We start from the raw sequence: 26,455 nt of genomic DNA on the forward strand, positions 1-26,455 counted from the left end.
AGACAGCATTCGCTCAGCAAGAATTCACAACAAGTTGTTCTTTAGTTTAAGCTTACGTTTTAGGACGTATTAGGGTCTGTAGCTCAGCTGGTTAGAGCACCGTGTTGATAACGCGGGGGTCAGTGGTTCGAGTCCACTTAGACCCACCATTATTAATGTAGGTGAAAGAGCCCTAAGTAAATCCGCTTTAAGGATTTCCTCTTGCGCTCGGATCGAAGCAGTGCTTCGATTGTATCCTCGCTCAGGGGCCATAGCTCAGTTGGTAGAGCGCCTGCCTTGCACGCAGGAGGTCAACGGTTCGACTCCGTTTGGCTCCACCACTACATACAGCTAAGCTTAGCGTGCTAAATAAAATAGGTATCAAATAGAAACAAGTGATTTGCACACGATTACTTCTTTCTGTTTTATACAGAAAACTATGACTCGACGAGAGCATAGGAACTATTTAAAAACATAGATATGAGTCTGGGTTAGGATGAGCGTATTCACGCGCCCATCTTAACCTTAATAACTCACCTCTTAACGACATTGTTTGTTATCCCAGGGGTGAGTTATTAAAAAGTAAAGAGAACTGAATCAAGCGTATAAACATAGGTGATATCGTTATCATAATTAGATTGTATGACACATAGAAGTCGAAAGACTACTTGGGGTTGTATGGTCAAGTAATGAAGCGCACATGGTATGCCTTGGCAGTCAGAGGCGATGAAAGACGTGACAGCCTGCGATAAGCTTCGGGGAGGCGGCAATATCCTGTGATCCGGAGATTTCTGAATGGGGAAACCCACTTACCATAAGGTAGGTATCCTAATTTATTAGGAAGCGAACGAGGGGAAGTGAAACATCTCAGTACCCTTAGGAAAAGACATCAATTGAGATTCCCTAGTAGCGGCGAGCGAACGGGGAGAAGCCGATTAATGCTAATGTAGAAGAACAGCGTGGGAAAGCTGACCATAGTAGGTGATAGTCCTGTATTCGAAACATTAGCGTTAACATATTAAGTAGAGCGGGGCACGAGAAATCCTGTTTGAAGATGGGGGGACCATCCTCCAAGGCTAAATACTCCTGACTGACCGATAGTGAACCAGTACCGTGAGGGAAAGGCGAAAAGAACCCCTGTGAGGGGAGTGAAATAGAACCTGAAACCGTGTGCGTACAAGCAGTGGGAGCCCACTTGTTGGGTGACCGCGCGTACCTTTTGTATAATGGGTCAGCGACTTATATTCTGTAGCAAGGTTAACCGTTTAGGGGAGCCGTAGGGAAACCGAGTCTTAATAGGGCGACTAGTTGCAGGGTATAGACCCGAAACCGAGTGATCTATCCATGAGCAGGTTGAAAGTGCCGTAACAGGCACCGGAGGACCGAACCCACTGTCGTTGAAAAGCCAGGGGATGACTTGTGGATAGGGGTGAAAGGCTAATCAAACTCGGTGATAGCTGGTTCTCCCCGAAAGCTATTTAGGTAGCGCCTCGGACGAACACCATTGGGGGTAGAGCACTGTTTCGGCTAGGGGGTCATACCGACTTACCAAACCGATGCAAACTCCGAATACCGATGAGTGATATCCGGGAGACACACGGTGGGTGCTAACGTCCATCGTGGAGAGGGAAACAACCCAGACCGCCAGCTAAGGCCCCAAATTCCTAGTTAAGTGGGAAACGAGGTGGGAAGGCATAGACAGCTAGGAGGTTGGCTTAGAAGCAGCCATCCTTTAAAGAAAGCGTAATAGCTCACTAGTCGAGTCGGCCCGCGCGGAAGATGTAACGGGGCTCAAACTAGGAGCCGAAGCTGCGGATTTGAATTTGTTTTCAAGTGGTAGGGGAGCGTTGTGTAAGCCTGTGAAGGTGTGTTGTAAAGCATGCTGGAGGTATCACAAGAGCGAATGCTGACGTGAGTAACGATAATGGGTGTGAAAAGCATCCACGCCGGAAGATCAAGGGTTCCAGTCCAACGTTAATCGGGGCTGGGTGAGTCGACCCCTAAGGCGAGGCCGAAAGGCGTAGTCGATGGGAAATCGGTTAATATTCCGATACTTGTTTATAATGCGATGGAGGGACGGAGAAGGTTATGTCAGCCTGGCGTTGGTTGTCCAGGTGAAAGGATGTAGGTTTATAGCTTAGGTAAATCCGGGCTATTCTATACCGAGATCTGATAGCAAGCTGTACATGTACAGCGAAGTGGCAAATACCATGCTTCCAGGAAAAGCTTCTAAGCAATAGTTATAAACGAATCGTACCCTAAACCGACACAGGTGATCAGGTAGAGAATACCAAGGCGCTTGAGAGAACTCTGCTGAAGGAACTAGGCAAAATGGTACCGTAACTTCGGGAGAAGGTACGCTGTTGGTGGTGATAGGACTTGCTCCTTGAGCTGCTGGCAGTCGCAGATACCAGGCTGCTGCAACTGTTTATTAAAAACACAGCACTCTGCAAACACGAAAGTGGACGTATAGGGTGTGATGTCTGCCCGGTGCTGGAAGGTTAATTGATGGGCTTAGCGTAAGCGAAGGTCTTGATCGAAGCCCCAGTAAACGGCGGCCGTAACTATAACGGTCCTAAGGTAGCGAAATTCCTTGTCGGGTAAGTTCCGACCTGCACGAATGACATAATGATGGCAGCGCTGTCTCCAGCAGAGACTCAGTGAAATCGAAATCGCAGTGAAGATGCTGTGTACCCGCGGCTAGACGGAAAGACCCCGTGAACCTTTACTACAGCTTTACATTGAACTTTGACCTGACTTGTGCAGGATAGGTGGGAGGCTTTGAAACCGAGACGCCAGTCTTGGTGGAGCCATCCTTGAAATACCACCCTGGTCATGTTGGGGTTCTAACTCAGGTATCACAATACCGAGGACAATGTATGGTGGGTAGTTTGACTGGGGCGGTCTCCTCCTAAAGAGTAACGGAGGAGTACGAAGGTGCGCTCAGACCGGTCGGAAATCGGTCGAAGAGTATAAAGGCAAAAGCGCGCTTAACTGCGAGACCCACAAGTCGAGCAGGTACGAAAGTAGGTCTTAGTGATCCGGTGGTTCTGTATGGAAGGGCCATCGCTCAACGGATAAAAGGTACTCTGGGGATAACAGGCTGATACCGCCCAAGAGTTCATATCGACGGCGGTGTTTGGCACCTCGATGTCGGCTCATCTCATCCTAGGGCTGAAGCAGGTCCTAAGGGTATGGCTGTTCGCCATTTAAAGAGGTACGCGAGCTGGGTTTAGAACGTCGTGAGACAGTTCGGTCCCTATCTACCGTGGGCGTTGGAAATTTGAGAGGATCTGCTCCTAGTACGAGAGGACCAGAGTGGACGAACCACTGGTGTTCGGGTTGTCATGCCAATGGCATTGCCCGGTAGCTACGTTCGGATGGGATAACCGCTGAAAGCATCTAAGCGGGAAGCCCACCTCAAGATTAGATTTCCCTAAAGAGCCGTTCAAGACTAGGACGTTGATAGGCAGGGTGTGGAAGCACAGTGATGTGTGTAGCTAACCTGTACTAATTGCTCGTTTGGCTTGACCATACAACACCCAAGTGGTTTGTATCAAGTCTAATTAATCTATCTTATATAGCCTAGGCTATAGAAACAGACAGAATATTTCGATATCACCGTTAACCTTGATTCAGTTAGGGTAAGTGGTACTTATTAAAAGTCACACAAACAGACTCATATCTAACCCCCTTTGCTGACGACAATAGCGCGATGGCACCACCTGATCCCTTCCCGAACTCAGAAGTGAAACATCGTTGCGCCAATGGTAGTGTGGTTTGCCCATGTGAGAGTAGGTCATCGTCAGCTCCTTATTCCTGATTAGCCCCTTGATACGTTAGTATCAAGGGGCTTTTCTTTGCTTACGATATAGACTTATACTATTCAATTGATAAAAATTATTTTTAAAAGCTTTGAACTATAAAACATAGTTTTTTTTAAATCAAGGATGAAAAATGGATAGTTTTTTGGTTTCTTTAGTTGTAGGAATTAGTAGCAGCCTTTTTGCCACAGCTTTATTTATATTAGTTAGTGAGTTTTTTAGGAGAAAAGTTTTGCCTTGGTATGGCGACAAAATATATAGAGGAGTAAGAATTGATGGAGACTGGGAGGTATGCGAATTTAAGGGAGTAAATCTTAAAGACCTCAAAGATAGTGATGGTTTTATCAAGCTATCCCTTAAGCAAAGTGGTGATGTTGTTGAGGGTATATATTCTCATAAAGGAGGTGATGAAGAAATTGATCAGTATGTGCTTCAAGGTCGTATTAGGGATATGTACTTTCTTGCTACAGCAGTCCCAAAGTCTAATCGACATGTAGATGCTATTACATTACTTCTTTATATAACTAATAGTAAATCGCGACTAATTATGACTGGAGGGCTTACTCATAAAAGTACACCAGGTAAGGTTGACTGCACGTTAGGTGTTGAGTTTCAGTGGAAGAGAACCTAAAAATCCTATACTCTACAATACTTATCACATATTAATTTTATCTATTTTCTGTAATTGAATACATCGGCTGTATTGTATACATAATTTTCTCAATATTTATAAGTTTAGAGATTAATTTTCTACGTGAAAAATTCGAAGTGTTATGTATTTATCACAATTCTAATTCCTAAAACAACTCACCCATCTCAAACTTTTCTTCAAAATCAAATCCTAGCTGCTCATTTTTACGCAGCCGCATGAGCTCGATACGTAGTTTACGTCCTGCGATAAGCCTTAGCACCTCGCGTTGCTGCTCTGTCGTCATATCATGCCATCGTTGGCGCTCGGCTCGACTGCGCAGGCATCCAAAGCAATAGCCTTTTTTATTGCTTTGACAGACACCGATACAAGGGTTGTCAATGTCGAACAGCTCAAACTGTTGATTCATGGCGACTCCATTGCGATTACCGTCATTCCTTTGACTGGTACCGGACGATTATGACCATATTATTATGTCGCAAATATTGACTAATAGTGTGCCGTTTTATTGTTATTATTTTTGTGCATCGGGTGCTATGCTTAGCGTCACTGGTCTATATGAGACAATCATAACAAAATTAATAAGTGAGATGATACGTGAACCTGATTTATATCCATGGACTGGACAGCGATGCAAACTCGACTAAAGGGCTGCTGTTAGAAAAATATTGCCAGCAGTATCATCCTGATATCAATGTACTGCGTCCTGATTTGAATAAATCACCTGCGCAAGTGCGTGAGCAGTTATTGTCATTGGTAGAAGAACTAAGCAGTAGCAAAGACCAACAGACGGGATCGTCCAACACGGTATTGGTCGGTAGCTCATTGGGTGGGTATTTTTCTACCTTAATCAGTAATCAAATAGATTGTCCTGCATTGCTGCTAAATCCTAGCACGCAGCCTCACGTTACGCTACAGCGCTTTTCTGATAATTCAGCATCAAATCAAGATAGTAGTGATGAGTCATCGGATAATAAAGTCCTGCATACGACGGCAGGCGGTTGGCGTATTACGCCGTCAGATTTGCAATGGTTTGCAGATCATCGGATATCTCAAGTTATTTATCCCAATAAAGTTGCTGTACTGCTGAAACAAGGTGATGAGCTATTAAACGCTGAGTTGTCTCAGGCCTTTTATCAAAGTCAGGGCGCATCAGTAACCGTACAAGCAGGAGGAGACCATCGCTTTAGTGACTTTGGTGAGCAGCTACCGATGGTGATAGAGATGCTACGAGAGTTAGTAAGGTCTTAGATAGACGACATTATATGACGTGAACGATGGACTATTGACCTTAACGTCGCTGTTTTTGGTTATAATGGTTTTATAGAGTTAAACGCACATGAATAGTTAAGGATGCATTTGTGAGTCAATATAATGCGCAATCGTTAGAAGTTTTAGAAGGGCTGGAACCCGTACGTCGTCGCCCAGGTATGTATACCGATACTACGCGACCAAACCATTTGGCGCAAGAGGTCATTGATAACTCGGTGGATGAAGCGTTGGCGGGTTATGCCAAAACCATCAAAGTGCAGCTGCATAGTGATGGGTCGCTGTCTGTCGAAGATGATGGGCGCGGTATGCCAACCGATATTCACCCTGAGTTTGGTCAATCAGGGATTGAGTTGATTTTGACCCGTTTGCATGCGGGTGGTAAGTTCTCGACTTCTAATTATGAAGTATCGGGCGGTCTGCATGGTGTAGGTATCTCTGTCGTCAATGCGCTATCTACGCGCGTCGAAGTGACGGTATGGCGTGATAGCACCCAGTTTGATATGGCGTTCGAAAATGGCGCAGCCGTGACGCCGTTGACGGAATCAGTCAGCTCAAACAAACGCAAACGTGGTACCAGAGTGCACTTCTGGGCAGATGGTAGCTTTTTTGATACGCCCAAATTTAATGTTAAACAGCTCAAGCACAACTTGAAAGCCAAAGCGGTTTTGGCCGCGGGACTAACGATTGAGTTCACCGATGATATCAATGATGAAAAGGTCGTTTGGCAATTTACCGATGGGGTTGTCGAGTATCTAAGCGAGCAGCTAGACGGTCTTGAGACACTACCTGAAGCACCGTTTTATTATAATTATGATGCAAAAGCGGGCGAACGTGCGGGTGTGACCTTTGCCTTGTCTTGGCTGCCTGAGGGTGGTACACCGATTCAAGAAAGCTATGTCAACCTGATTCCGACAGCGCAGGGCGGTACCCACGTCAATGGACTGCGTACAGGTATCCTAGAAGCGTTGCGTGAGTTTTGTGATATTCATAATTTATTACCACGCAGTGTGAAGCTAACCGCAGAAGATGTGTGGGATGGGGTGAACTATATCTTATCCCTGAAGTTTTCTGAGCCGCAGTTTTCTGGTCAAACCAAAGAACGTCTCTCTAGCCGCGAAGCTGCAGCCGCTGTACAGACCTTGGCAAAAGATGCCTTTAGCTTGTGGCTAAATCAACATGCGGATATGGGCACGCAGATTGCTGAATTGGCGATTAATAAAGCAGGACGTCGCCTAAAGTCAGCCAAAAAAGTCGCTCGTAAGAAAATCACTCAGGGACCAGCGTTACCGGGAAAATTGGCGGATTGTCGCGGTGATTTGCGCGATGGCGCAGAGCTGTTCCTAGTAGAGGGTGACTCGGCAGGCGGTAGTGCTAAGCAAGCACGTGATCGTCACTATCAAGCGATATTGCCACTGCGGGGTAAGATTTTGAATACATGGGAAGTCTCTTCGGATACGGTACTATCAAGCCAAGAGATTCATGATATTGCTATTGCGATCGGTGTGGATCCTGCCTCTGATGATCTGTCCGAGCTGCGCTATGACAAGATATGTATCTTAGCAGATGCTGATTCTGATGGCCTGCACATTGCGACGCTGATCTGCGCGTTATTTGTGAAGCATTTCCCTGCGCTAGTGGATGCCGGTCATTTATTCGTTGCCATGCCGCCGTTATACCGTGTCGATGTGGGTAAAGAGGTGCATTACGCGCTAGATGAGCCAGAGCTTGCGCATATATTAGCCAAGGTACCGGGCAATAAAAAAGCGCAAATCACCCGCTTTAAAGGACTGGGTGAGATGAGTGCTGAGCAGCTACGTGAGACGACGATGAGCCGCGATACGCGCCGCTTGGTGCAGCTTGATATGGACGATATGGTACTGACCAATGGCATCATGGATATGCTACTCGCGAAAAAACGTGCCGCTGATCGCAAGTCATGGCTTGAGAATAAAGGTAACTTAGCCGATATTGCGTTATAGAGTTACAAAGTTTTTAAACGATTTTCACACAGGGATAAGCGTTAAGCGTTATCCCTTTTTTATGACTAAAATCTAGTCAAGCTATACAGATAAAGCAAAATATAAATAATAAGTTAGTCCGCTCAGGTTAATGCTATGATGGGGTATTCTCATTGTGTAGTGCTATTATGTCCTCAAACCCAAAAACCAGTCCCACTGCTAAACCTACTGCGAACAGACGCTCTAAAGTATTGCCTGAGCTTAATAAAAAAGATCTGGGCAACTTAATCCCTAAGCGCGGCGGTAAACTGACTCCTAAAATAGGTCGTATGCTGATGAAGTCGGCGGGCTGGAAGACCGTAGGCTCTATCCCTAATATCTCACAAGCGGTGGTCTTGGCTGTCCCTCATACCTCCAACATCGACGGGATATATGCGCTACCTTGCTTGTTTGCACTGGATCTCAAAATCAGTATTATGGGCAAGCATACGCTGTTCAAAATACCAGTGCTGGCGCAGCTCATGCGCTGGCTTGGTATCATACCTATTAATCGCGAAGCCAAAGGCTCAGTGCTACAAGCGAGTATCGATAAGTTTAAAAATAATAAGACTTTGTTTTTGGGTTTAGCGCCTGAAGGCACGCGCAAATATACTGACAGCTGGAAAACTGGGTTTTATTACTTGGCAGTAGGAGCCAATGTACCTATCTTACCAGTAGCGTTAGATTATAATACTAAAGAAGTGCGATTTTTGGAGATGGTTTACCCGACGGGTAATATCGAAGAGGATTTGCCAAAGATTTATGCCCAGTACGGCGGGGTAATGCCTTATCATCCTGAGCGGCTCTCACAGCCGCTACAAGATGTTAATCAAGCCTTCTTTAAAGGATAATCGTAGAGTATAGCAGGTTTAGAAATTAGGCTGTCCGTTCGAGGCGCTCACGCCGCCATCGACAGGCAAATTAACGCCCGTAATCATCGCCGCATCTTCGCTGGCTAAAAAGGTAATCGCGGCGGCGATATCTTCAGGAGTCACAAAGCGTCCTAGAGGGCAGCGTGCTAAAAATTTATCGACCTTTTCTTGATCTTCTCGCATGTCTTTGGTCATGTTGGTCTTAGTCGCGGTAGGGTTGACCGCATTGACGCGCACACCATCAGGGCCATGATCCATCGCTAACGTACGTGTCAAGTTGGTGACGCCTGCTTTGGCAGCGTTGTAAGCGGCCATGTTCCAATCACCGCCGATACCTGAGAGCGATGAGACATTGACGATATTGCCTTGTGTCTTGATGAGATGCGGCATTGCAGCCTGACAGACATAAAAAGTACCATTTAAATTGACATCAATAGCTGCGTGCCAATCCTCACTAGATAAGTCCGTTATTTTGCCTTCCATACCTTTGCCCGCATTATTGACGACGATATCGAGCTTTTCAAATCTCTCAATCACTCGTTTTACCATTTCTTGTACTTGGCTTTGTACACTAATATCACAGGTGATGGTCATGTAGTTGTCGGTATGAATCCATGTATGATCTTCTGGAAACTGTTTTGCGGTCTCCTCTAAAGTTTCAGAGGTTCGTCCCACTAGTACCACAGTCGCGCCTTCATTAGCGAAACGCAGAGCAGTGGCGCGTCCCATACCTGAGCCGGCTCCAGTGACAATGACGGTTTTTTCTTTGAAACGCTTCATAATGCTCAATCCTTGTTATTATATAGTGCTTATTAAAATTCGATAAACGTACCTGACATTGATACGTGAGCGCAGCTTATAACTATAAGATCCACGCACAAGCATTGCTGCTTTGATATCATCATAACAAGTCATTACGTTGAAAGCGACTGCGTCTGATAGTGCTTATGTAGCGTAATTTTACATTCGTAAAAATGTTGAAATGCTGATGATTATGTTTATAAATATGCCACCATTTTAATCAGCCAAAATGTCATTCATCACATATCATAAGATTATAAAGGGCTAGAATCTGTGTCTCATTCGTCTACTATAATATCCGATGGGGGCTACCTTGCTAGTGAGCTGGCCTGTTACTTACAGACAGCAGCGGTAGACATCGCTCTGGCTGGTATGCAGACTACTGAACAGCAATATGATGCTCGCTATAGCGCACGCTCGTATCATTACCAGCTCTCGTCGGGCAAGCTGCAACTGCTGGCACTGATATTATACTTGCCAATGAGTACAAGCTCAGCTGATATTGAGCGAGCACGTATGACTGCTGTAAAAGCTGCGCTGGCATGGCATAAATCTTCATTGTCTCAAAATGAACATATTGCACAGACTCATGATATTTTGGTTTTCGATATTCAGCTGACTGATAATGTAGTAGATGGTCATAAGAAAAATACTGATAGTCAGGACAGCAAGCAATTAAATCACTTGCAACATGCTTTTGGTGCTCGTTACTTTTTGGAGGACTTGGTTGTAGACATGAGTGAGGGCGGGCAGCAATTGCAAGTCTTCAGCTGGCATGACTGGCACTTAATACTGGTTGCGGTACAGACACCCTGTGAGTTATGGCGGTTTTTGAATTATCACTTAGAGCAACTACAATATTCGGCTATCAGCCATGTCCCAAGTTTTGTATCAGAAGAAGTGCTAGTCGCTGAATTTTTGCAAAGCGCCTCTTTATTCACACCTGCGATCACAGTAGACAATGCACTTATCAAGTACGACATTCAGGACAAACCTAATCCAGCGTTGGTGGCCATGGCGCTTGCATATAAGAATCAGAGCACGACTGCGCAGATGTACCAACAGCATATGCAGCAGGCAGCCACGCTATGGTCACAGCTCAGTACACAAATGATAGCAGCATATGCTGATAAGCAGACATCTAGTAATGACCAAGAATCATCAACTGAGCCGTTGGGGTTTCGTTGGCAGCAGCAACTATTAGATGAGTCTTTATTTTCGCGTCATGAGCTGATCCGTACGCTATATAGACATCCTAAGCAAAGTAAGACGCTGCAACAAGATGGATATATCGTACATCAGCATTCCTACGAAACCTTGGGGCGGCATTATGTACTGATATTCTATGGACAAAACGCTCAAGCAAAGAATAGCAAAAATGTTATTCAACCGAATCTAGCAAAAATTGCACAGGATGTTGCGACTCGATTGCCAATAGCAGAGCTGCATCATATCGTTGTACTCGGTATCGACTTTATTACTGAGGTAAATGAAACGTTCATCGATATTGATGTGTGGATTCAGTCAGTGGACGCGATGACGCAAAGAGAGCGACAGCTAACCAAGCAAATACAACAATTAAAGAGTAAAAAGTCGCTTCAAAATACGCAAAAGGCAAAGAAGCAAGCTGCTCAAAACTCTGAAAGTCATCCTCAATCTGACAAGTTGCCTCAAGTACGTCTAAGCCTTTCTATACCAGCGCGAAAGAAATAATGAGCACGTAACATATTTTGAAAATCGAGCTGAGTATTCTGCTAGAAGCTGCTGTAAGTCTAACTTATACTGACACTCACAAAAAAAGACAGCCTAGGCTGTCTTTTTCTTATCTAAGAGTAGGTAATTACTGATACTTATTTATTGATATCATCGTTAAGATCATTACCAGGAAGGATTTGATTACTGTTATAGATATCATTGGTATCAGTATCTACGCGAGGAGTGTCAATCACATCAGTGCGCAAATCAGTAGTTGACGTGCTAGCAGCTGAAGGTGTGTTGTCACGAACTGAATCAGCAACTTTTTCTTGCGTTGATGAGCTTGGCTGCAGCGTGGATTTTGCTTTTGCTTCGTCGCGCTCACGATCCATTCTATCTTGCATTTTACGTAGGAAACGTGCGGCTGCTTCTTGACCACCAAGACCAAATGATAGGGCAAAGGCGACGGCGACGGCACCTAGCGTTAGACCAAATGCTAGATTCACGATTGAATCTGCAATACCCATTGCTTTTAGACCCATAGCAAGTACAAGGCCCATAATCAATACACGCACAATGTTTGCTAAGAATTGTGAACCTTGTTCAGAACGCTCAACAACACCTGCAATAATATTGGCAAGCCAAAATCCGATGAACAGGATAATCGCACCTAAGATGATGTTAGCGCCAAATGCGATAAACATCGTAATAATTGCTGAGATAGGCTCGAAACCTAGTAAATCAGCAGCTGCGATAGCAGCAAATAGCATAGCAAAGAAGATAATCGCATAAGCAACTAAGTCAGAGATTCTCTTGTCACCCATAGTCTCTTGCAAGCCAACTTTGGCAGGCATTTGATTGATTTGAGTGTTTTCAAGCAATCCTTTGACGATATTTGCAACCATACGTACAACATAAAAAGTCACAAATAAGATAGCCACTGCCATGAAGATGTTAGGCAATGCTTCCATGATTTTATTCAACATATTGGTCGCAGGGCGAGCAATAACGTCGATTTTTAATGCGTTCAAAGCAGCAATAATCGTTGGGATAATAACCACTAAAAATGCTAGCGAACCGGCAATATTAGGTAGGCTGTTTTGTTCACTTAAGCCAGCTTTCGTCGCTAACTCTTGAACATTAAAAGTAGAAACAAGATTGGTCACAATGCCGCGTACGACTTTGGCAATGATATAACCAACAACAAAGACCACACCAGCGATTAGGATGTTAGGGATAAAGCTGAAGATTTTGTCGACCATATTAGTCAATGGTGCAAACAAACCATCAAGCTCTAGCTGACCGAGTACCATGGTTAAAACAACCAATAAGATGAACCAGTAAACCATATCAGCGATGGTGCTGCTCATTGGTTTTACGCCTGCTTGTGCGCTTAGACGCTCGTCCATTGTCGTTTTAGAAAGCGCCGCATTGATTGCAGTGCGTGCGACAGTGGCGATAACCCAACCAATTACACCAAGCGCGATCGCACCGACGAGGTTAGGGATAAATGCCAATACTTGATTAACCATATTTGCAAATGGCGCCGAGATTGAGTTTAAATTTAGTTGGTTAAGCGCCCCTGAAATAGCAATGATAAAAATAAACCAAAAAACAATCTTGGAGATAATTCCCTCAAGATCGTAAGTTTTACCGGTTGAAGAGTTCATACGTTGATTAAGATTGACTTTAGATAGGACACCGCGCACAAGTGCTGCGATACCAAGTGCGACCAGCCAACCAATGATAAATATCAAGATAGCGCCAATGATAGAACCGATAGGCCCACCAAGATAACCGTTAAAAGATGTATACATTGGGTTCATCTTATCCTCCTTGAATCATTCTATAGGTAACACTCAAAAGTATTGTTATTACAATCACTGTTGAATGAGACAAATATACAGATAGTTTATTATAAATAGTGTCTTTAAATTGAGTTATGGGAAGATATTATCATTTTCGAATAAAAGTAATTATCAAAAGTATCAGGCTGGTTTTTAGTTATCGCTTTGCTACTGACAATCATATATCAATGATAAATACCAACATTCGATTACTTATCTCCTTACCTAATTTAGCTTAGCCTATGTATTGATGGATTTAAAGATAGAAAGCTTTACCTGCCACTATATTTGTGTGATAACTTGTTATTATAATAGGAAATATTAACACAGACTGTACATTCGCCCGATAATTTCATGTAAAGCGTGGTTCCCAAAACTAAGATTTGTTATTATAGAGCAATGTGACATCTCGCCACTATTCTTACAATCAGAGAGTAATCTATCAGAGAGTAATCTATGAAAAAAATCACTACTTTAAGCATTAGTGCCCTTGCTAGTGCTATGTTGTTAATGACAGGCTGTAGCACCAATAACGGCAGTCAAGAAACAGCTGCTCAAAGCGTTTCTATCACAGAGCAAAGCTCAGCAAGTGAAAAAGTGGGCTATAGCTTAGGATTCATGATGGCAGAAGGCAATAAAGAAGCTGTCAAAGATTTGAACCTGGATACTTTTGAAAAAGGTTTCCGTGATGGTTACGAAGGCAATGATTCAGCATTGACCCAAGAGCAAATGCAAGAAGTATTGATGACGTATCAAAAAGAGCAAGAAGAGCAGTTCGCAAAAGACATGCAAACCAAAGCAACAGAAAATAAAACTGCTGGCACAGCATTCTTAGCAGAAAATGCGAAAAAAGAAGGCGTGAAGCAAACGGATTCTGGCCTGCAATATAAAGTATTGAAAGAAGGTACAGGTAAATCGCCAAAAGCAACTGACGTGGTGGAAGTGAACTACGAAGGTAAATTGATCGATGGTACCGTATTTGACAGCTCATATGAGCGTGGTGAGCCAATTGAGTTCCCACTAAACCAAGTAATCGCTGGCTGGACGGAAGGTCTACAGTTGATGAAAGAGGGCGGCAAGTACGAGTTCTATATCCCATCAGACATCGCCTATGGCGAAGCGGGTAACGCTGGTATCGAGCCAAATAGCACGCTTATCTTTACGGTTGAGCTATTAAAAGTAAAGTAATGCGCGGCTGAAGCATTCATCTATAAAAAAAGCCTTCATAATGATTATGAAGGCTTTTTTATGCGCAGAGGTTTTATATCAGTTTGTCTATAAATTATAGGTTTTTTTGAAAGACTTTAGAGTTGCGACCATTGTGGTACTTCTCCAGACGTGCTGCTGGTAAGGCACTTGCCTCAACTTCCGCAAAGCCTTGCTCAACGAACCAATGGGCGGTACGCGTGGTCAGTACAAACAGTTTATGTAGACCATGGCTGCGCGCTTGCTGCTCTAAAAACGCGAGCAAATCAGCACCGCGGCTACCATTGCGATATTCAGGACGTACGGCAACACAAGCGACTTCTGCGGACTCTGCGTCTAGCGTATGCAAGGCTGCACAACCCAAAATCATACCATCACGTTCGATGACGCTATAGTTGTCGATTTCTTGCTCTAAGCGTTCACGTGAGCGGCTGACTAAGATACCTTGCTCTTCTAGAGGGGATAACAGCTCGATAAGGCCAACGACGTCATCGATATTGGCACGGCGAATTTCTTCGTAAGGATCATGGCTAATTAGCGTACCAGAACCGTCACGAGTGAATAATTCTTCTAATAATGCACCGTTTTTGGCATAGGAGATGATATGCGTGCGATGGACACCTTGACGGCAAGCCAAGCTTGCGCAGTTCAAGAAATAATTGATTTCACAGTTCAAATCACGGTCACGTAAGAAGCGATCCACTTCGTTAGGAATCATCTCATGTAGCAAACGATCACCATCATTGATACCTGCTTCTTCGCCTAAAAATATCAGCTTATCAGCACCCAGCTCTACTGCGGCGCTAAGTGCAACGTCTTCAGCGAGCAAATTGAACACTTCACCTGTCGCAGAGTAGCCCATCGAGCCCAATATCACGATGTGGTCATGCAGTAGGTTGTTTTTGATGGCCTCAACGTCAATAGAGCGCACTTCACCCGTCATTTGATAATCAATGCCTTCACGAATGCCATAAGGGCGCGCCGTGACAAAATTGCCTGAGATGGCGTCAATACGTGAGCCGTACATCGGCGAATTGGCCAGTCCCATCGACAGCTGTGCTTCGATCTGTAAGCGAATTGCGCCAACCGCTTGCAGGATAGCGGGCATTGCGGCACGCGGCGTGATACGAATGTCTTGATGCAGCGGAGATTCAATATTGTCGTCTTTTAGGTTTTTTTCGATCTGCGGTCGCGCCCCGTGTACCAGTACCAGCTTGATACCCAAACTATGGAGCAAGGCAAAGTCATGAATCAGCGTGCTGAAGTTAGGATGATTGACCGCTTCACCGCCAAACATAATCACGAAAGTCTTACCGCGATGCGTATTAATGTATGGGGCAGAGTTACGGAACCAATGGACGTATTCAGGGTTAATCTGTGGCATGGAACTAGTAGTCATAATGGGAGCAGTAGTCGTTAGAATAAGAAAAAGGGCGTAGCAAAAAAATGCCTAACGCTAAAGATTTACCATAGCAAAAAACGCGGTTATGAGCTATCTTTTATTTCAGCTGTGTTGAGGTCTTTTTATTGCCCATCGGTGATATACACAACCTCAACACGGGGTTAATGTACCCACAAATGCTTTTTGCTATGCTAAGCGCTATTGCTTTACTGTCAATGAACGAAGATAATCAATAAAAATAATGAATCTGATTCTTTTAATTATTGACTATGTGTTAAGAAAACTCAGTTTTTGCCATCTGTGCTTTACCGATATATCAATCAGGGATAATGAGAATTATGAAAAAAAGTAACCAATTTGCTAGCCCATTTAGTGCTTGGAGCGGTCATCGCTTATTTCACGTTGTTGCCGGTACGCTCATCGGTGCGATGGTAGTCACGCAGGCATCTGCCATGCTGCCGACACCAGAGCAAGCAGTTGATAGCTCAATGGCAGTTCAAGCCAATACAAATGCGAGCAGCAACTCAAGTGCCCAAGCGGTTAATAGTAAAATCACAGCATCGTTGGTCAGTGTTGATGCCAATGGACAAGAAGTACTCGTCCCTGTCGATACAAATACTCGTTTGCAATCAGGTAACGTATTGGAGTATCAAGGCTACTTTACCAACACCAATGCCGATCGCGTCCGTAAGATGACGGTCACCATGAGTATTCCGGATCAAGTAGAATTGCTTGGTACAGTGGCACCTGAGTTCCCATATGGGAGTGTCGATGGCAACAACTTCGCCCGTATGCCACTACGTACCAAGGTAGACAATCAACTACAAGATGTGGCACTAAAATACTATAAAGCGGTTCGTTGGGATCTTGAAGGTGTCGGTTTGAACGACACCGTTGCAGTGAAATATCGCGCGCGCGTAAAGTAACGCTAAGACTTTTATAGTAAAAGTTCGTCAGATAATGATGTTTATTATTGATAAAGCACCACCGTTTATAACCGTGGTGCTTTTTTATGCATTGGATTTAATGTCGCTTAACTCTTGTGATGAGTACGCAATAAAGTTAATTAAAGCGTCGCATATTTGCTAGTAGATTTCTCTCGAATCAGCTGTTTGATGGCGTTAATTTTTGGCGTCGTGGCTTGTGCACCTGCTTTTATCAGCGCACGACGCTGCCTGGTATCTATTGAGCTATTACGACCGACATTAGGCGTAATGACAATGTCCGCGCGATCTCGTTCGCGGCTTATTGATGGGGAGCGATTGGTAGGGGATACGATATTGGTTTCGAGAAAGCCCCAAAAGTCGCTTAATGAGCTGATGGTTAACGCTCTATTATCAGTAGGCCCATTAACTTGAGCGGCAGTCACATCAACAGCAATAACAATATCAGCGCCCAAGTCGCGTGCGCTGTCAACGGGTACGAGGCTGACCACGCCACCGTCAATATATTTTTTGCCGACTTTTTCTGGAATACGTGGGGCAATAAAAATATTGGGCACGCTACAGGATGCTTGGACAGCAAGCCCTGCGTTACCTGTGGTAAAGACGGCTTTTTTTAGGGTGTTTTTTTCTGCTGCAACGGCGGCAAAGGCAATTGGAAAGTCTTCTATGACTTGTCCGCGAACTTTTTCATTCACAAAGTTTTTGAGTTTGATGCCTTCGACAAAGCCTTGATTAGACAACGTAAAGTCCGTCAACTGGCTATCGGTGGTGGTCAGTGCCAACTGCTCAAGCTGTAACGGCGTGTATCCACTGGCATACAGGCTACCGATTAAACTGCCGACACTCGTGCCGACGATCAGGGTAGGTTTGATGCCATTCTCTTCCAATGCCTTTATCACACCCACGTGGGCAAACCCTTTGGCACCGCCGCCACCCAAGACCAATGCGACGCTAGGTAACTCCACGATAGGCTCTGGCGTTTTAGGTGTTTGAGCAGTGGGTGTTAGGGTACTGCAAGCACTGACGCATAACCCAGCTACGGCAAACATGCTAAGACGTAATATACTTAAACCTTGATGAGACGGTCGATATAGAGCAGAGTCTGACATAAAAAACACCTTATAAAATGACCGTGGTTTATAAAAACCATGATGCAGAAAAACCATGTTGTAGAAAATAAGACAGCTACTATTTATATATAGTCAATCAATATTAAAAGTGGTACAAGGCAGACGAGTGCAAGTACTACAGTAGTAGGCTAAACGAGTCTAACGCTGTAACACTTTAATAGTGGTTCGACTATAATAGATGTAAACAAGTTGTCTTAAAGGGTTTTGCAGTCATGACGGAATAGCTTAGCATAAGTCATTGACTGTTCAGCTATAATGAGATGAATCGATATTTATATTTTGCTGTTTTTACGGGTCATTTTATGACAATCTTTCTTAGGTGAGTTATATTTAAAACAGCCGATGACATAGATAAAAATAATAAATAACCTTGTTAGGATCTTTGATGCCAGTATCGATGAATGTTTCTTCAGCCAATTCAGCAGACCATATAAGGTCTGACTTGCCACTCTCGGCGTTAGATATGCCAGTGACAGCGTTGGCAGGTGTTGGGACAAAGGTAGCTGAGCAATTGGCACAATTGAATATCAAGCGGATATTTGATTTGCTACTGCATTTGCCGCGTGATTATGAAGATCGCAGTCGACTGGTATCAATCGCAGAAGTGGCGCACGGACAGTCGGCTATGATTACCGGACGTGTGGTCCATGTCGATACTAAACGTAGCGGCATGACCGTAACTGTGGATGATGATACGGGCACCATAGCTTTGCGGTTTTTTAAAGTCTATCGCGGCCTTGCGCAGACCATGAATGTGGGGACGCGATTACAGCTGTTTGGTGAAGTCAAAGTCAGTCGTTACGGCAAACAAATACACCATCCTGAATATCAAGTTATCACAGATAATATAGCTACGACTGATACGGGTCTACAGCCCATTTATCCTAGTGTGAAAGGCTTACACCAAAATAAGCTACGGACTTTGATCAAACTGGCCCTGCAAACAGTTCGTAGTCAGGGTCTACCGATGACGTTGTTTACGAAGGAGGATTTTGCCGTCGTGGCTGACTTACCATTAGTACCTTTTGAGCCAGCCAAATCTGTACTGCTAGAGACAGAGTTTCCAGAAGATATTTTTTCGACATTGGCGCGAAGTGTGCCTGATCATGTGATTGGTAATAGTGTGAATAGGCCTACTACGTCCATTTATGACGTCAATAATGATAGCCATAGCGCAGCTGCTCGCATCGCTCATAGCAATGTTTATAACTTAACGATATTTGAAGCGCTAGTACTGCTGCATACACCGCCGACTTATACCAACGCAAGTCAGCAATATAAGCTGTTGACCCAACTGACGGCGCGTACTCATGCTGCCTGTCAGCGCTTGATTATCGAAGAGTTAACCGCCCATCAGCTCAGCTTGTTGTACCGTCGTCAGCAGCTGCATCAGCACAAAGCACCCAAATGTACGACCCACAGTCCGCTAGCTGATAAGCTGTTTGGTGCATTGCCGTTTGATCTAACAGGTGCACAAAAACGAGTGATGAAAGACATCACGACTGATATGGCAACCTCTATCCCAATGCTACGACTGGTACAAGGTGATGTGGGCGCTGGCAAGACGTTGGTTGCAGCAGGAGCGGCGGGTTATGCGCTTGATAGTGGTTGGCAGGTGGCAGTCATGGCGCCGACTGAGATTTTAGCAGAGCAGCACCTCGTGAACTTTAAGCAATGGTTTGAGCCGCTAGGTATCGGTGTGGGTTGGCTTGCGGGTAAGCAAACTGCCAAACAGCGCCGCGAAGCATTGGAAGCGGTTGCGGAAAACACGGTACAAATTGTCGTTGGTACGCATGCCTTGTTTCAAGAGCAAGTACAGTTTGCCAAGCTAGGGCTCGTGATCATTGATGAGCAGCATCGATTTGGTGTTGAGCAGCGTATGGCATTGACCAATAAAGGCGTGGCCAATAGCACACCGCATCAGCTAATCATGACCGCTACCCCGATTCCGCGAACGCTTGCCATGAGCGTTTATGGCGATATGGACACCTCCATTATTGATGAGTTGCCGCCAGGGCGTACCCCCATTACCACGGTGACCATCGATCGCAATCGCCGCGATGAGGTGATCGAACGTATTGCCGTGAATTGCGAGGCAGGCAGGCAAGCTTATTGGGTGTGCTCCTTAGTCGAGGCGTCTAGCGTGCTCGATGCACAAGCAGCTGAAGCCACGTATGAAGATTTAAATGAGCGCTTAGACATTCGCATTGGCTTAGTACACGGCAAAATGAAGTCTGCGGATAAACAAGCCATCATGCAGGCGTTCAAGGCGGGTGATTTGGATTTGTTAATTGCCACAACCGTGATTGAGGTGGGGGTCGATGTACCCAATGCCTCACTCATGGTGATCGAAAATGCGGAGCGTCTAGGGCTTTCACAATTGCATCAGCTTCGCGGGCGCGTCGGGCGCGGCTCAACCAAGAGCTTTTGTGTGTTGTTATACCAAAAACCGTTATCAGAAACAGGCACAGAGCGTTTGAACGTGCTACGTGATAGCACCGATGGTTTTGTTATCGCTCAAAAAGACTTAGAGCTGCGCGGGCCGGGTGAACTGCTCGGTAAACGTCAGACAGGCAATATTGGCTATTGTTTGGCCGATCTTATCCGTGATGAGCAGTTATTTGCGATTGCGCAGCGTTTGGCCAAGCACTTGATTGCAGACCCTACCAGAAAAGCGGATGTCAGCCAACTGATTCACCGCTGGATGCCTGAGGCGAGTCGTTATACCAATGCTTAAAAGGGCTATTATTATATACCGTTTGGATATCTAAAACGTTTGACTCAATCAATTGATTGATTAATAATGACCCATGACAAAATTATCTGAAATTGACTTTGAAACCGCGCTTGATCGAGTCGAATCTGAACCTAGTAGTAGCGCCGCCTCTATTTTACGATGCGCCGAAGCGCTGTTTTCGGCTAAAGGCTTTAAAGCGGTTACTACTCGAGATATTGCCAAGGCTTCTGGCAAGAATATTTCCACCATTCACTTTCACTGGCAAAGCAAACGGTCGCTGTATGAAGCGGTATGTAGAATGCATGCTCGTCAGCTGTTGGCTTTTGTGTCTCAAACAGAAGCCGCGATTGCAGATAGTACACTTGAGCCCGCCCAAGCGTTAGAGCAGTGGATCGATAAAACTTTGGATTTACTGATTGAGAATCCAGCGATTGCTAAGCTAGCGTCACAGAATATCTCAGTACAAAATAACCCAGAAATGGTGACTTTGTTTGAACATGACATTCAAGTATTGGCGCGGTTTCAAGGCTATCTGTCTACATTTCTTGGTCCAACTGACGATCATACTAAGCCATTGCGCCTGTTCACCTTGCTTTATTTTACCATCGGTATGTTTACAGACTCGTCACTACAACAAGCCACGCTTGGCGGGTCGGTTTATGAGCAACCAGAGTTACAACAACAGCTTAAATCGTTTGCAAAAAATCTCGCAATGAGCTTGCTACAAAGAAATAGCGCACTAACCACTAATTCATAAGCTGTTCTGACTAGTGGCTGTCCAGTAATTGTTTTTGAGTAATGGTTTAAGTGAGCGTTTAAGCGCTGCTTTTATTATTATCCGTATTTATAGAGACCGACTATGAGTGACTTTAAAGACCCTGATAATAAGCAAGAACCGACTAGCGGACAGCAAACCAATATTGAGACACCTCAACACGCTGAGCTACCCCCGTATCGTCAAGCTGAGGCTACCTCTACCAATAAATCTGCAAAACTACCCCCGTTGCTCATACCTGCATTGATTGCGGTGCTGGTGATTGGGTTTGTGCTAGGTAAGTATTGGGGCGGTAGTGCAGACGAGTTACGAGAGGAGCCAGTCGCCTCTAGTGGTGTGGCAGGTGGCAATGAAGCTGATAGCACTGCGAGTATGGAGCAGTCTGTTTTGTCAGTAGAAACCGTTAGCCCAAGCCAAGATGATATCGGTCGCACACTTAGCGCTGATGGCACCATCAACGCCAAAGATATCGCTAGTGTCAGTGCAAAAGTCAGTGGTGTGGCCATCGAGCGTGTATTGGTCGAAGAGGGCGACCGCGTGAGAGCGGGGCAAGTGCTCGCAATGTTTGATACCGATGCGATGGAGCAGCAAGTGCTGCAAGCTGAGGCAGATGTGGCAGAGGCAGAAGCCACACTTGCCAACGCCAGCGCCGATGCGGCCCGCGTATTGCCACTCATCGATATTGACGCCATTAGTAAACAAGAAGCCGATCGCTACCGTACTTCTGAGGTACGTGCCCGCGCAGCTTTGCAAGCATCCAAAGCCCGTTTAAGCAATCAGCGTTTGACCCTTGATAATGCCACAGTAGTTGCGCCAGTCAGCGGCGTCATCAGTGATAAAATGGTGGAGGTCGGCATGGTCGTCGGCATGGTCGCAGGCGGTGAACCGCTATTTACCATCATAAAAGGCGGGGAATTAGAATGGCGCGCAGATATCGATCCAAAGCTTGTCGGCGATATCAATATTGGTACACCTGTACGAGTCGCTCTACCCGGTGATGATAGTGTGATGGGACAGGTGAACCGTATCGCACCGACGGCAGATAATAATCGCCAAATCACCATCTATGCTAGCCTAGCGGCCAACGCAAAAGTACGCGCTGGCATGTATCAAACGGGTGAGTTTTTATTGGGTAGCAGCAACACCCAAACCGTTCCTAACAGTGCGGTGGTCAGCAATGATGGCTATGACTATGTGATGATGGTCACACAAATTCGCACCAACCACGCAGCGCAAAAAACAGGCCGTATCAAGCAGCAGCGTGTGAGTTTGGGTGAGCGTCTCGGCGATAGTGTGGCGGTCACAGAGCCATTGCCGAGCGACAGTCAAATCGTCAAGCAAGGCGGTAGTTTTTTAAACGATGGCGATTTGGTGCGCATCGTCGATGGTCTGAATCAATCCAATAATAACGCTGATACAGCTTCGCAGGCGCGCTCATGAGCCTAAATGTATCTGCTTATTCGATTAGAAATCCGTTGGTCGCTATTTTGCTGTTTGTACTGCTGACGTTGGGCGGTATCTATGGCTTTATGCAAATGAAGGTGCAGCAGTTCCCTGACATTGATTTGCCTGCCGTGGTAGTGACCGTCACCCTGCCTGGCGCGGCACCTACCCAGCTCGAAAACGACATTGCCAAAAAAGTCGAAAATAAGCTGACCAGTATCGAAGGTGTCAAGCATATTCGCACCACCCTACAAACCGGCGCTGCCACCATGGTCACTGAGTTTGTCCTAGAAAAAGACATCCAAGAAGCGGTCGATGATGTGCGCTCAGCCGTCGGTGAGGTGCGAGGGGATCTGCCAGCCGCGGCCAATGATCCGATTATTACTAAGGTCTCAACCGCAGGGTTTCCGGTGGTGACTTATTCTGTCGCCGCAGAAAACATGAATGTGGCAGATCTGTCTTGGTTCGTTGATGATACGGTCACCAAACGGTTATCTGATATCCCTGGTGTCAGTACCGTTAGCCGTATCGGTGGCCTGCAGCGTGAGATCACCGTGGCAGCGGACCCGATTGCGCTCAGTGGTTTAAAGTTTCCTATCTCTCAGCTATCGCAGCAAATCGCTGGGATTCAGCAGGACAGCTCAGGTGGTGAAGCCGAGGTCGGTAAAACCACGCAAACCATTCGCGTGCTTGGGGCGGTCGAGCGCGCAAGCGAATTAAACGACCTACAAGTGGCCGTGCCGACAGGTGGCACGCAAGCGCTTGGACGTATGGCGCAAATCACCGATGGTGCTGCTGACCCAAGTTCGATTGCTAAGCTCGATGGGCAGACGGTGGTGGCGTTTAACATCACCCGCTCGCGCGGTGCCAGTGAGGTCGAGGTCATGGAGCGCGTCGATGCCGAGCTTGCCAAACTGGCGGCCGATACGGGTAATATCAGCATCGAAAAAGTCTATGATCGAGCCACCCCTATTGCCGAGGATTATCAAGCATCACTGCGTATGCTGATAGAAGGTGGACTATTGGCCGTCGTGGTGGTGTTTTTATTTTTGCGCAATATCCGTGCGACCATTGTCGCAGCTGTGGCGTTGCCATTGTCCGTTATTCCTACCTTTTTGGGTATGTATCTGTTTGGCTTTAGTCTCAATATTATTTCTTTATTGGCATTGTCATTGGTGATTGGGGTGTTGGTCGATGATGCCATCGTAGAGGTCGAAAATATCATTCGTCATCTGCGTATGGGCAAGACACCTTATGAGGCGGCGATGGAAGCGGCTGATGAGATTGGTCTGGCAGTCGTTGCTACTACCTTTACCTTGATTGCTGTGTTTTTGCCGACGGCCTTTATGGGCGGTATTGTTGGGCAGTTCTTCCGTCAGTTTGGCTGGACAGCGGCTTTATCGATATTTGCGTCCTTGATGGTAGCGCGACTGATCACGCCGATGATGGCAGCTTACGTACTGCGGCCAGAAAAAAATCGCGTGGAAAAACAAAGCGCGCTGATGGATTGGTATCTTAAGATTGTTTCATGGACCTTACGACAACGCTGGATCACCATCGGCGCAACTTTGGTGCTGTTTGTCGCTTCATTGATGCTGGTGAAGTTGCTACCGACCTCCTTTATTCCTGACAATGATATCGATCAGACGCGTGTTGAGATTGAGCTGACGCCAGATGTGGCGCTCGAAGATACCGAGCGCGTGGCAGCGATGGCCAGTGAGCGTATCTTGGCCATGCCCGAAGTGACCAATATCTTTACCTCGGTAGGGGAGGCGCAAGCTGCTATGGAGCCCAGCTCTGGCGGCAAAGCCGAAAATATCGCAGGGCTAGATATCGTCCTTGCGCCACGAGCAGAGCGTATCTCTAAGCAAGAGATTGAGCGTAAAATCAGTCATCTGCTCGCGGAGGTACCTGGCGCACGCTTTACCGTTGGTCTATCGAGCGGCGGCGAGACGGGCTATAACTTTTCTTTGACCAGTACCAATCCAGAGGTGCTAGAGCAGACCGCCCAGCAGATTATGACTGAAATCCGAGCGCTGCCTAGCGCCGGCGCAGTGACCAGTGACCGTAGCCTGCCGAGGCAAGAGCTTACGGTCATGCCTGACAGACTGGCAATGGCAGATAAAGGCGTCACCACGCAAGATATCGCCACCACGCTACGAGTGGCGACGGTCGGCGACTATGAGCAGCGCTTATCTAAGCTTAATCTCGATACTCGGCAGATTCCTATTGTGGTGCGACTGCCTGATGTCGCCAAACAAAACGTCAGCCAATTAGAAGGCCTATACGTGCCAAGCGCGCTGCCTGCAGGACAAGGGGTACGCGTGGGCGAGGTGGCCGATCTAAACTTTGGGACAGGCCCGGCCCAGATCAACCGGCTCGATCGTGAGCGCGCCATTAGTATTACTGTGCAGCCTTCTGATGGCGAGCTTGGCGACTTGGTGCAGGCGGTCAAGTCGGTACCAGCGATGCAGACGCTGCCGCCATCGATTACCATCATTGATCAAGGTCAAGCCGAAAATATGGCGGAGCTGTTTAGTGGGTTTATCATTGCGATGTCGGTGGGTGTGGTCTGTATCTTAGGCGTTCTTATTTTATTATTTGGCCGTTTATTGCAGCCATTTACCATTTTGATGGCACTGCCGTTATCGATAGGCGGCGCGTTTGTGGGTTTGGTCATTACCAATAGTAGTCTGTCGATGCCCTCGATGATTGGTTTTATTATGCTCATGGGTATCGCAACCAAAAACTCAATCCTACTCGTCGATTACGCGTTGATTGCTCAGCGCCGCGGGCTCGCGCGTTTTGAGGCCATTATGGATGCCTGTCGCAAGCGTGCGCGGCCTATCATCATGACCACCATTGCGATGGGTGCAGGCATGTTACCCCTGGTCTTTGGTTGGGGTGATGCTGATCCTACGTTTAGGCGACCGATGGCGGCCGCCGTATTGGGCGGTCTGGTCACCTCAACGCTCCTCAGTCTGGTAGTCATCCCAGTGGTTTATACGTTGATGGACGATGTGTCAGGATGGTTTGCCAAATGGCTGGTGCCACATGGGAAGAAGAGAAGCCCACATATTTAACATACTGCAATACACAGTCATCATGATGATCATGCACCCCATACGTGACTACCGCGTATGGGGTTTTTTGATACTTCTCACAACCAAACTATCATAGAACCCATATGCCTTTTTACCTATCGTTTAATTGTCTGATATATCAATACGTTATAGTAACGCCATTATCAAACCGTATTCTATGATTTGTCATTAGGAGGCACTCATGAAGCTAACCGCCATCATTTTCAGTATGGTCGCCGCCTTATCACTAACCAGTTGTGCAACGCGGCAGGCAGCCAGTACCGACTGGACCCCATATCTCAAATCCATGCAAAAAGGCTGTGATTATCCTAACCCGACAACCAGCAGCTTGCCCATAACGTATCAGCAGTCCATTATTGATACCGATACACGTATCAAACCTTACAATTCGTCTGATGAGGAGCAACTGGAGCATTTGGACGAAACCATCACCACTTACACGCTAAATAACGCGACCGCCTTTGGTAAACAGCTCTCAAAAATTGAATATCTCAGCGGTTTTGAATGGTCGCATTTGAAGCTGTATTTTGCCAATAACCCACAGTCGCTACGCAGTGAATTCACGCTGCCTGTTGATAAACATGATATTAACACCGTAACCAAAAACGACAGTAGTGGCTATCAAGTGACGGGCGAGGGCTACAAGCATTTAACCTTTGATAAAAAAGATAACAGCCTTACCTGTGGGTTTGGGGTGTAGCGAAGAGCAAGGTTTTTAGTGACCGATATATTTGAGCGTTTTCATACGTAAAGACTTAAGCCTCAAGATAGCAGTGCT

At 46.0% G+C, this 26,455-nt stretch carries 17 protein-coding genes, 2 tRNA genes and 2 rRNA genes; 16 read left to right on the forward strand and 5 right to left on the reverse strand.

Annotated elements, in window-relative coordinates; all coding sequences use genetic code 11:
- Positions 1–72 precede the first annotated feature (72 nt).
- The 5 genes from GYK50_RS00600 to GYK50_RS00620 all read left to right on the forward strand — a co-directional run bounded on the left by GYK50_RS00600 (position 73) and on the right by GYK50_RS00620 (position 4,434).
- A tRNA-Ile gene (locus tag GYK50_RS00600) sits at positions 73–149 on the forward strand.
- Positions 150–244: 95 nt separating this feature from the next.
- Positions 245–320: transfer RNA gene (locus GYK50_RS00605), tRNA-Ala, on the forward strand.
- A 339-nt stretch (positions 321–659) separates the two neighbouring features.
- A 23S ribosomal RNA gene (locus GYK50_RS00610) occupies positions 660–3,514 on the forward strand.
- Between the two features lie 162 nt (positions 3,515–3,676).
- Positions 3,677–3,790, forward strand: a 5S ribosomal RNA gene (rrf, locus tag GYK50_RS00615).
- A 146-nt stretch (positions 3,791–3,936) separates the two neighbouring features.
- On the forward strand, positions 3,937–4,434 hold the full coding sequence (locus GYK50_RS00620) for a hypothetical protein (RefSeq protein ID WP_186474997.1): 498 nt from the start codon (positions 3,937–3,939) through the stop codon (positions 4,432–4,434).
- A 166-nt stretch (positions 4,435–4,600) separates the two neighbouring features.
- Here GYK50_RS00620 and GYK50_RS00625 read toward each other — a convergent pair whose 3' ends face one another.
- On the reverse strand, positions 4,601–4,861 hold the full coding sequence (locus GYK50_RS00625; protein WP_071002718.1) for a DUF1289 domain-containing protein: 261 nt from the start codon (positions 4,859–4,861) through the stop codon (positions 4,601–4,603).
- A 188-nt stretch (positions 4,862–5,049) separates the two neighbouring features.
- Here GYK50_RS00625 and GYK50_RS00630 point away from each other — a divergent pair, with 188 nt between their 5' ends.
- From GYK50_RS00630 to GYK50_RS00640, 3 genes are all read left to right on the forward strand, one after another.
- Positions 5,050–5,703 (forward strand): YqiA/YcfP family alpha/beta fold hydrolase, encoded by a 654-nt coding sequence (locus GYK50_RS00630; RefSeq protein WP_186474996.1) that lies wholly within the window; start codon positions 5,050–5,052, stop codon positions 5,701–5,703.
- A 110-nt stretch (positions 5,704–5,813) separates the two neighbouring features.
- Positions 5,814–7,703: a DNA topoisomerase IV subunit B gene (gene parE, locus GYK50_RS00635; RefSeq protein ID WP_186474995.1), complete on the forward strand. Its 1,890-nt coding sequence runs from the start codon at positions 5,814–5,816 to the stop codon at positions 7,701–7,703.
- Between the two features lie 167 nt (positions 7,704–7,870).
- A complete protein-coding gene (locus GYK50_RS00640) occupies positions 7,871–8,572 on the forward strand; it encodes a lysophospholipid acyltransferase family protein (protein WP_093070053.1) in 702 nt (233 codons plus the stop codon).
- Between the two features lie 18 nt (positions 8,573–8,590).
- On the opposite strand, the gene budC is transcribed toward GYK50_RS00640, so the two are convergent.
- The gene (gene budC / locus GYK50_RS00645; RefSeq protein ID WP_093070056.1) at positions 8,591–9,373 is read right to left on the reverse strand and encodes a meso-2,3-butanediol dehydrogenase; all 783 of its coding nucleotides are present in this window, start codon (positions 9,371–9,373) and stop codon (positions 8,591–8,593) included.
- A gap of 294 nt (positions 9,374–9,667) precedes the next feature.
- Between budC and GYK50_RS00650 the strand changes: the two genes are divergently transcribed.
- On the forward strand, positions 9,668–11,107 hold the full coding sequence (locus tag GYK50_RS00650; RefSeq protein ID WP_212564080.1) for a hypothetical protein: 1,440 nt from the start codon (positions 9,668–9,670) through the stop codon (positions 11,105–11,107).
- Positions 11,108–11,244: 137 nt separating this feature from the next.
- On the opposite strand, the gene GYK50_RS00655 is transcribed toward GYK50_RS00650, so the two are convergent.
- On the reverse strand, positions 11,245–12,915 hold the full coding sequence (locus tag GYK50_RS00655) for a mechanosensitive ion channel (protein ID WP_093070061.1): 1,671 nt from the start codon (positions 12,913–12,915) through the stop codon (positions 11,245–11,247).
- 477 nt (positions 12,916–13,392) lie between these two features.
- Between GYK50_RS00655 and GYK50_RS00660 the strand changes: the two genes are divergently transcribed.
- On the forward strand, positions 13,393–14,124 hold the full coding sequence (locus tag GYK50_RS00660; protein ID WP_058025059.1) for a BamJ family beta-barrel-assembly machinery protein: 732 nt from the start codon (positions 13,393–13,395) through the stop codon (positions 14,122–14,124).
- A gap of 94 nt (positions 14,125–14,218) precedes the next feature.
- Here GYK50_RS00660 and argA read toward each other — a convergent pair whose 3' ends face one another.
- Entirely contained in the window at positions 14,219–15,541 is a 1,323-nt protein-coding gene (gene argA, locus GYK50_RS00665; protein ID WP_071002725.1) for an amino-acid N-acetyltransferase, read from the reverse strand.
- 341 nt (positions 15,542–15,882) lie between these two features.
- Here argA and GYK50_RS00670 point away from each other — a divergent pair, with 341 nt between their 5' ends.
- A complete protein-coding gene (locus GYK50_RS00670; protein WP_058025061.1) occupies positions 15,883–16,470 on the forward strand; it encodes a hypothetical protein in 588 nt (195 codons plus the stop codon).
- Between the two features lie 140 nt (positions 16,471–16,610).
- Here GYK50_RS00670 and GYK50_RS00675 read toward each other — a convergent pair whose 3' ends face one another.
- Positions 16,611–17,597 (reverse strand): patatin-like phospholipase family protein, encoded by a 987-nt coding sequence (locus GYK50_RS00675; RefSeq protein ID WP_093070063.1) that lies wholly within the window; start codon positions 17,595–17,597, stop codon positions 16,611–16,613.
- 406 nt (positions 17,598–18,003) lie between these two features.
- Here GYK50_RS00675 and recG point away from each other — a divergent pair, with 406 nt between their 5' ends.
- The 5 genes from recG to GYK50_RS00700 all read left to right on the forward strand — a co-directional run bounded on the left by recG (position 18,004) and on the right by GYK50_RS00700 (position 26,377).
- Entirely contained in the window at positions 18,004–20,355 is a 2,352-nt protein-coding gene (recG, locus tag GYK50_RS00680) for an ATP-dependent DNA helicase RecG (RefSeq protein WP_093070065.1), read from the forward strand.
- Between the two features lie 73 nt (positions 20,356–20,428).
- Positions 20,429–21,112 carry a TetR/AcrR family transcriptional regulator gene (locus GYK50_RS00685; protein ID WP_071002728.1) on the forward strand — a complete coding sequence of 228 codons (684 nt, stop codon included), beginning with the start codon at positions 20,429–20,431 and terminating at the stop codon, positions 21,110–21,112.
- Positions 21,113–21,214: 102 nt separating this feature from the next.
- Positions 21,215–22,570, forward strand: coding sequence for an efflux RND transporter periplasmic adaptor subunit (locus GYK50_RS00690; RefSeq protein WP_083328910.1), 1,356 nt, complete (start codon positions 21,215–21,217; stop codon positions 22,568–22,570).
- On the forward strand, positions 22,567–25,656 hold the full coding sequence (locus GYK50_RS00695) for an efflux RND transporter permease subunit (protein ID WP_093070068.1): 3,090 nt from the start codon (positions 22,567–22,569) through the stop codon (positions 25,654–25,656). The genes GYK50_RS00690 and GYK50_RS00695 overlap by 4 nt, the downstream gene beginning before the upstream one ends.
- Before the next feature lie 202 nt (positions 25,657–25,858).
- Complete coding sequence (locus GYK50_RS00700) at positions 25,859–26,377, forward strand: hypothetical protein (protein WP_212564081.1); 519 nt, start codon at positions 25,859–25,861, stop codon at positions 26,375–26,377.
- Positions 26,378–26,455: the final 78 nt, after the last annotated feature.

Source organism: Psychrobacter pacificensis (assembly GCF_018336615.1).
Lineage (GTDB): Bacteria > Pseudomonadota > Gammaproteobacteria > Pseudomonadales > Moraxellaceae > Psychrobacter > Psychrobacter pacificensis.